This window comes from Pseudomonas sp. NPDC087817, assembly GCF_044742875.1.
In the GTDB taxonomy this organism is placed as follows: domain Bacteria; phylum Pseudomonadota; class Gammaproteobacteria; order Pseudomonadales; family Pseudomonadaceae; genus Aquipseudomonas.
Genome location: NZ_JBIUVJ010000062.1, coordinates 23,929 through 30,637, shown reverse-complemented (window position 1 = coordinate 30,637; position 6,709 = coordinate 23,929). Strand labels below are relative to the sequence as shown.

The window sequence follows — 6,709 nt, the reverse complement described above, 5'->3', positions numbered from 1 at the left end:
AAACCGCTTGCCCGACAAACACCCCCACCTGGGCGCCCCGCAACGACCCCATCACACCACCACCACGAGTACCCACAGCCACAGACTCCACCACCACTTCCTTATCTCCGATAACCAAAAGATAGGGAACCTTGAGCAAAGTATGCTCGCGGATTTTAAAGCCGATCTTTTCATTTCTCAAGTCGGACTTGGCACGAAATCCGCTTTCGTTGAGAGTTTTTTCTACTTCTGCAACAAAATCTGCCTGTTTATCAGTGATATTCATGATCACCGCCTGGGTTGGCGCGAGCCACGCAGGGAATGCACCTTCGTAGTGCTCGATCAGAATCCCGACGAAACGCTCGAAGGAACCGAGGATCGCACGGTGCAACATCACTGGGTGTTTGCGGCTGTTGTCTTCGGAGACGTATTCAGCGCCCAAACGGACAGGCAGGTTAAAATCGAGCTGCAAGGTACCACATTGCCAGACGCGACCGAGGCAATCTTTCAGCGAAAATTCGATTTTCGGACCATAGAACGCGCCCTCACCCGGCTGCAGATCGTACGGCAGGCCCGCAGAATCAAGGGCTGCAGCCAGTGCGGCTTCAGCGCGATCCCACAGCTCGTCGGAACCGACGCGTTTTTCTGGACGAGTGGACAGCTTCATCTCGACATCGGTAAAGCCGAAGTCGCGATATACGTCCATGGTCAGCTTGATGAACGCAGCGGATTCGGCCTGCATCTGCTCTTCAGTACAGAAGATATGGGCGTCGTCCTGAGTGAACCCACGCACGCGCATGATGCCGTGCAGCGCGCCCGATGGCTCGTTACGGTGGCAGGCACCGAACTCGGCCAGACGCATCGGCAGCTCGCGGTAGCTCTTCAGGCCTTGGTTGAACACCTGCACATGGCAAGGACAGTTCATCGGCTTGATGGCGTAGTCGCGGCTTTCCGACTGCGTGGTAAACATGTTGTCGGCGTAGTTGGCCCAGTGCCCGGATTTCTCCCAAAGGCTGCGATCAACGACCTGCGGCGTCTTGATCTCAAGGTAGCCGTTGTCACGCTGCACCTTGCGCATGTATTGCTCGAGCACTTGGTACAGAGTCCAGCCGTTCGGGTGCCAGAAAACCATGCCCGGCGCTTCTTCCTGGGTATGGAACAGGCCCAGACGCTTGCCGATCTTGCGGTGATCGCGCTTTTCAGCTTCTTCGATGCGCTGGATGTAAGCCGCGAGCTGCTTCTTGTCTGCCCAAGCGGTGCCGTAAACGCGCTGCAACTGCTCGTTTTTGGCGTCGCCGCGCCAGTAGGCGCCCGACAGCTTGGTCAGCTTGAAGGATTTCAGGAAGCGCGTGTTCGGCACGTGCGGACCGCGGCACATATCGACGTATTCTTCGTGATAGTACAGGCCCATCGCCTGCTCGTTCGGCATGTCCTCGACCAGACGCAGCTTGTAGTCTTCGCCGCGGGCCTTGAACACTTCGATCACCTCGGCGCGCGGAGTGACCTTCTTGATGACGTCGTAATCTTTTTCGATCAGCTGCTGCATGCGCTGCTCGATGGCGGCCATGTCGTCCGGAGTGAAAGGACGCTCGAAGGCGATGTCGTAATAGAAGCCTTCGTCGATGACCGGCCCGATCACCATTTTGGCAGTCGGGTACAACTGCTTGACCGCATGGCCGACCAGGTGCGCGCAAGAGTGGCGAATGATCTCCAGCCCCTCTTCATCCTTTGGCGTGATGATTTGCAGCGTCGCGTCGCTGTCGATGATGTCGCTGGCGTCAACCAGCTTGCCATTGACCTTGCCGGCCACGGTGGCTTTGGCCAGGCCTGCACCAATGGATGCGGCGACCTCGGCTACGGAAACCGGGTGATCGAATGAACGTTGACTGCCGTCGGGAAGAGTAATCGCGGCCATGGCGCCTCCTCCCCTAGTGGTGACCCCTACCAAAGGTCACGTGGGTTGGGATGAGCCAGTACAAGATCCGATCCAGGCCATTCAATGACGAACGCCTGCCTTACAGCGGCAGGAGCCTTGCGGCCAACCGGAAAACCGAACCAGAGTGACTGGGATTCAAATCAGAATGTTCGCACGCTGACCGCAGCCGGGACGGAAAGTCATCCGGTGCCTGTAAACGCTTGAGCCCGGCATGCTAGCACAGATGAGCGGTCACTTATGCCTCTGTTTGAGCAGAAGGCAAATCGTCCGTTTTTATGCCAGAGTGCTGAACTTGAGAGGCCTTTACCCCCTCAGATAACAAGACATTGACCCACAAGGAGCATCCTCGCATGCGTCTGAACACCTTATTCGCCGTAGTCGCCCCTATTGTTCTGTTGATGCCGCTGGCCGCTCACGCTGATTGGCCGAAGGGCGAACGCGAGAAATACATGGCACAGTGCACCCAGGCGGCTACTCCACAAATCGGCGCCGCTGCTGCCAAATCTCACTGTGCCTGTGGTGCAGATGCCATCAAGTCTTATCCGGCCAGCGACATTCAGGCGTTGATGGACAACAAGGCTACGCCTGAATTGAAGCAGAAAGCGCTGGGCCAAATTGCCAAATGCAAAGCCAACACCCCGGCAAAAAAGTAAGTAAAAAGCACTTCTGACTCGGCTCAGCGCCCCTGAAAACGGCTGAATTTGAGCCTTTTCGGACGATTTATGCAGGTTTTACAGGTTTTTTTATTGTCTTTACTTTTCGCTAAAAGCCTTTGAAACCGGGGCTTTCAGCGTACAAAGGCAGCAAAGAAAACACGACTGATTGGCAAACAGCACGTCCGGGGGGCTACCAAAGCGAACATTTCGACTATGATACCCGGGTGTGCCCAGTTGGCCTGAGCAGCACAGTACTGAAAAATATATGTTTCTTGGAGATACACCATGTCTAATCGCCAAACCGGCACCGTTAAGTGGTTCAACGATGAAAAAGGCTTCGGCTTCATCACTCCTCAAGGTGGCGGTGACGACCTGTTCGTACACTTCAAAGCTATCGAATCCGACGGTTTCAAAAGCCTGAAAGAAGGCCAGACCGTCTCTTTCGTGGCTGAGAAAGGCCAAAAGGGTATGCAAGCTGCACAGGTTCGCCCAGAGTAATTTCTGAGCAGAACTAAAAAAAACCCCGTCCATGTGACGGGGTTTTTTATGCCTGAAACAAAAGCGCTCGGCGATCAGCCGCAGTTGACGCGGGTAACCACCAGAGCGTTATCGGTGTTCAGGTTCAAGCGATCGGAGCGGTATTCCAGGGTGATCATGTCATCGGGCTTGAGGAAGCGTGCGTTTTGCGCACCGGCTTTCGCTCGGGCCTGCTCCAATAGTGCGGGCGAAGCTTTCTTGCCAATGGCGAACTCCGCTGCCGTCGCTTCACAGCGGCTACCAGCTTCTGGCGCCACGGGATCCTTTGCCGACTCGCTGGAGGTCGTACTGCAACCGGCCAACATGGCAGCGGCCATAAGTGCACCCAGTGTCGCGAACTTCAAAGGCATGAAGCCTCCTTACTTTCAAATGATTAAGCTGAGATCGTGCGACCGCCAATGCGGCGTTTGGTTTCATGACAAATGCCATCCCCCTGCCCCACGACCGGAAAAACGCCGAGTTTGCCTGAGCAGCCCTCACCCCTTCATCAATCAATCGTGACTGGATATTAACGAGCTCAGTAGACGTCGATGTAGTCGTAAGGTGGATTCGGCCAGTTGTCTTTGAGCGCATTGAAAATCTGCATCACCCACACTTCGTCACTGGCCGCGACATTTCCCACATAGCCTGAACCCTTGGCCCAGGTTTCCAGACGAAACAACAGGCCATCAATGTCCTGACCGCCCGTCACGCCCGAAGAAATATACGCAATACCGCCCTTGGTCACGCGCAGTTGCGTGTGCTCATCATCGCTGGCCGACGCCAGCAATTGGCGTACGGCATCAAGCGTAAGGCCGTCAGGGGTATTCAAATCGATCTGCACAGCACGATCCTTGGATAAGCCGGAAAAGACCAAGTGTCGCATAGCGTTGTGCTCATGCCTAAGTCGCAGTGCCAAACGAGCGACAAAGTGGTTAACTCGTCCACCGACATTCCCGACCTTTCGAGCGCACTCATGAGCACCGTAAGCATCACCGCCGACATCAAAGTCCTGTGGCCGAAAGGGCACAGTTCATACAGCCCGGGCAGTTCGGAAGAGCTGGCATTGATCAGCATTGATCTGCTGGTCAAAACGATGGGAACACAAGGCGCGCAAACGTTTATAGCCCAAGTGTTCGAGAGGTATCAGCACGACCCAAAGGGCAAACCGGACACCGAGAGAGAGTAGCGACCCGCAGGCTGGCACCTGCGGGTCTTTGCCTTACTTCAGGCGTTTCAGGCGCTCAGTCAGCAGATCGAAGAAGCCTTGGGCATCACCATTCTCGACCCAGAATGCATTTTTCGGTTGTTTCAGGCCGTCGTACCAATCAACGACGGTCTGACCGAAAGTGATCCCTTCACGGCTATCAACAGCCACGTTAACCGAGCGACCGGTGAACAGTTCCGGCTTCAGCAGGTAAGCGATGACGGTAGCGTCATGCACCGGGCCGCCCGGGATGCCGTAATGCTCCATATCCCCTTTGATGTACTCGTTGAGAATGTCGCCGACAATCTTGCTCGCATTGTTGTTGAGCGCTGCAATCTGCTTGAGGCGCGCATCGCTGGTGAGAATCTTGTGGGTCACGTCCAGCGGCAGGTAGGTCAGCTTCACGCCGCTCTTGAGTACCACTTCAGCCGCTTGCGGATCGGCAAACAGGTTGAATTCAGCCACCGGGGTGATGTTGCCACCGTTGAAGTGCGCACCACCCATGATCACCACTTCCTTGATGCCCTGAACAATCTCGGGCTCCTGGATCAGCGCCAGCGCCAGGTTGGTCTGCGGACCGAGCATGGCGATGGTGATGCTGTGCGGCTTGGCTTTTTTCAGGGTGTCGATCAGGTAGTTGACCGCATTGCCTTCAGCCAGGCCTTTTTTCGGTTCATGCACGGTGACACCCGACAGGCCTTCCTTGCCATGGATGTTTTCGGCGTAGATCGGCGTACGCATCAGCGGTTTCGGCGCACCGGCGTACACCGGTACATCCTCGCGCCCTGCCCACTCGCGAGCCAGACGCGCATTACGCGACGTCTTGTCGAGGCGCACGTTGCCGGCCACGGTGGTCAGCGCACGAATATTCAGTTCGTCCGGCGAGGCCAGGGCGAACAGCAAGGCGACCACGTCGTCGGCACCCGGATCAGTGTCGATGATCAGGTCGATTTTTTCCGCCGCATGAGCGCCGGTTGCAGTTATCACGGACAAAAGCAGCAGACTCCGGACCAGTTGATGCAGTTTTTGAGCATAGCGTTGCATGGCGCATTCCTTGTGCAGATGAAATCGAAAATTAGAACGTAACCCCAGCGACCAGAACGATGTTGCAGTACGGCTGACATTCGCCTGTACGAACAATCGCTCGTGCCTGTCGGCTGAGAACCTTGAATTGGTCGTGACTGAGCAGATCGCGACGCCCCAGTGCGCCCTCTTCATTCAACGCCTCCAGCGTGGTGAGCGCCGTCGGCTGCTTATCGAAAATCTCTTTGGCCAACGCGTGGCTTTCCACCTGCATTTCGCTGAGCAGCACTTTCAACGTGGTGACGAAATCCGGGACGCCGTGGGTCAGCGCCAGATCAATCAATTCGACACCGGGCGGCACCGGCAACCCGGCGTCACCGATGACCACCATGTCGCCATGGCCCAGGGAGGCGATCAGCCGCGACAGCGCGACATTGAGCAGAGGAGTCTTTTTCATGCGAGTTTAAAGGCCTGTACGTCGGACATTGTTGGGATAGAAGGCTGCGCGCCAGCGCGAGTCACTGACAATGCAGCGGCAATCTGCCCGTAGCGAATCGCTTCAGCTTCGGACTTGCCAGCGGCCAGGGCAGCGCCAAAACCACCGACAAAGGTATCCCCTGCCGCCGTGGTATCGACGGCTTTCACTTTGGGGGCAGGAAAATGCTCGAAGCCTTTGCCGTTGGCGAACAATGAGCCCTCGGCGCCGAGGGTGATGATGACTTTGCCCGCACCCATCGCGATCAAGTGACTTGCAGCGCTTTCTGCGGTTTCCAGCGAATCGACCGGCAGGCCGCTCAATGCAGCGGCTTCGCTTTCATTGGGAATCAGATAATCGATGGCCGCGAACCAATCCGACGGCAACGGGCGGCTGGCTGGCGCGGGGTTGAGGATCACCGTCTTGCCCAGCGCACGTGCGCGCTTGAGCGCATGGCCCACCGTCGCATCCGGAATTTCAAGCTGACAGATGACAACATCGGCAGCCTGTAGCGCGGCGTCGAACCGGTCGATCACCGCCGGTGTCATCGCGCCGTTGGCTCCGGCGACAATCACGATGGCGTTCTGACTGTTGTCATCGACAACGATCAACGCCACGCCACTGGAATCCTCGACGACGCTCACCGCCTGGCAGTCAATCTGCTCAGCCAGCAAGGCATCACGCAATTGCACGCCATAGTCGTCATTGCCGACACAACCGACCATCGCCACTTGTGCACCCAGTCGCGCGGCAGCCACTGCCTGATTGGCACCCTTGCCACCGGACACGGTGGCGAAAGAGTGACCGATCAGCGTTTCACCGCCCCGGGGCAACCGTGGCGCCCGGGTCACCAGATCCATGTTCAGGCTGCCTATTACCACTACATTTGCTGGCATACATCATTACTCGTCAATTCG

At 56.7% G+C, this 6,709-nt stretch carries 9 protein-coding genes; 3 read left to right on the top strand and 6 right to left on the bottom strand.

Annotated elements, in window-relative coordinates; all coding sequences use genetic code 11:
* Window positions 1-1,894, bottom strand: a 1,894-nt coding sequence (gene thrS / locus ACIONG_RS25345) for a threonine--tRNA ligase (protein WP_401303412.1), incomplete at its 3' end; no start/stop codon positions are given.
* Between the two features lie 371 nt (window positions 1,895-2,265).
* Between thrS and ACIONG_RS25340 the strand changes: the two genes are divergently transcribed.
* Both ACIONG_RS25340 and ACIONG_RS25335 read left to right on the top strand, forming a co-directional pair.
* Entirely contained in the window at window positions 2,266-2,568 is a 303-nt protein-coding gene (locus ACIONG_RS25340) for a hypothetical protein (RefSeq protein WP_103304893.1), read from the top strand.
* Between the two features lie 288 nt (window positions 2,569-2,856).
* Window positions 2,857-3,069 carry a cold-shock protein gene (locus tag ACIONG_RS25335; protein ID WP_003179963.1) on the top strand — a complete coding sequence of 71 codons (213 nt, stop codon included), beginning with the start codon at window positions 2,857-2,859 and terminating at the stop codon, window positions 3,067-3,069.
* A 74-nt stretch (window positions 3,070-3,143) separates the two neighbouring features.
* Here the strand turns inward: ACIONG_RS25335 and ACIONG_RS25330 are convergent, their stop codons facing one another.
* Both ACIONG_RS25330 and ACIONG_RS25325 read right to left on the bottom strand, forming a co-directional pair.
* A complete protein-coding gene (locus ACIONG_RS25330; protein ID WP_103304892.1) occupies window positions 3,144-3,458 on the bottom strand; it encodes an I78 family peptidase inhibitor in 315 nt (104 codons plus the stop codon).
* Between the two features lie 167 nt (window positions 3,459-3,625).
* Window positions 3,626-3,931, bottom strand: coding sequence for a hypothetical protein (locus ACIONG_RS25325; RefSeq protein ID WP_007913485.1), 306 nt, complete (start codon window positions 3,929-3,931; stop codon window positions 3,626-3,628).
* 132 nt (window positions 3,932-4,063) lie between these two features.
* On the opposite strand from ACIONG_RS25325, the gene ACIONG_RS25320 reads away from it, so the two are divergent.
* The gene (locus ACIONG_RS25320; RefSeq protein ID WP_103304938.1) at window positions 4,064-4,276 is read left to right on the top strand and encodes a hypothetical protein; all 213 of its coding nucleotides are present in this window, start codon (window positions 4,064-4,066) and stop codon (window positions 4,274-4,276) included.
* 33 nt (window positions 4,277-4,309) lie between these two features.
* Here ACIONG_RS25320 and ACIONG_RS25315 read toward each other — a convergent pair whose 3' ends face one another.
* From ACIONG_RS25315 to rbsK, 3 genes are read right to left on the bottom strand one after another with little or no spacing between them, the layout of a single operon-like run.
* Window positions 4,310-5,338, bottom strand: a complete 1,029-nt coding sequence (locus ACIONG_RS25315) for a nucleoside hydrolase (RefSeq protein WP_103304891.1) — start codon at window positions 5,336-5,338, stop codon at window positions 4,310-4,312.
* A gap of 31 nt (window positions 5,339-5,369) precedes the next feature.
* Complete coding sequence (gene rbsD, locus ACIONG_RS25310) at window positions 5,370-5,774, bottom strand: D-ribose pyranase (protein WP_103304890.1); 405 nt, start codon at window positions 5,772-5,774, stop codon at window positions 5,370-5,372.
* Window positions 5,771-6,688, bottom strand: a complete 918-nt coding sequence (rbsK, locus tag ACIONG_RS25305; RefSeq protein WP_401303409.1) for a ribokinase — start codon at window positions 6,686-6,688, stop codon at window positions 5,771-5,773. The genes rbsD and rbsK overlap by 4 nt, the downstream gene beginning before the upstream one ends.
* Between the last annotated feature and the right edge of the window lie 21 nt (window positions 6,689-6,709).

Bases quoted from the DNA above. Each gene is read 5' to 3' on its own strand.
- ACIONG_RS25340 (WP_103304893.1), top strand. From the start codon at position 2,266: ATGCGTCTGAACACCTTATTCGCCGTAGTCGCCCCTATTGTTCTGTTG.
- ACIONG_RS25335 (WP_003179963.1), top strand. From the start codon at position 2,857: ATGTCTAATCGCCAAACCGGCACCGTTAAGTGGTTCAACGATGAAAAA.
- ACIONG_RS25330 (WP_103304892.1), bottom strand. From the start codon at position 3,458: ATGCCTTTGAAGTTCGCGACACTGGGTGCACTTATGGCCGCTGCCATG.
- ACIONG_RS25320 (WP_103304938.1), top strand. From the start codon at position 4,064: ATGAGCACCGTAAGCATCACCGCCGACATCAAAGTCCTGTGGCCGAAA.
- ACIONG_RS25315 (WP_103304891.1), bottom strand. From the start codon at position 5,338: ATGCAACGCTATGCTCAAAAACTGCATCAACTGGTCCGGAGTCTGCTG.
- rbsD (WP_103304890.1), bottom strand. From the start codon at position 5,774: ATGAAAAAGACTCCTCTGCTCAATGTCGCGCTGTCGCGGCTGATCGCC.
- rbsK (WP_401303409.1), bottom strand. From the start codon at position 6,688: ATGCCAGCAAATGTAGTGGTAATAGGCAGCCTGAACATGGATCTGGTG.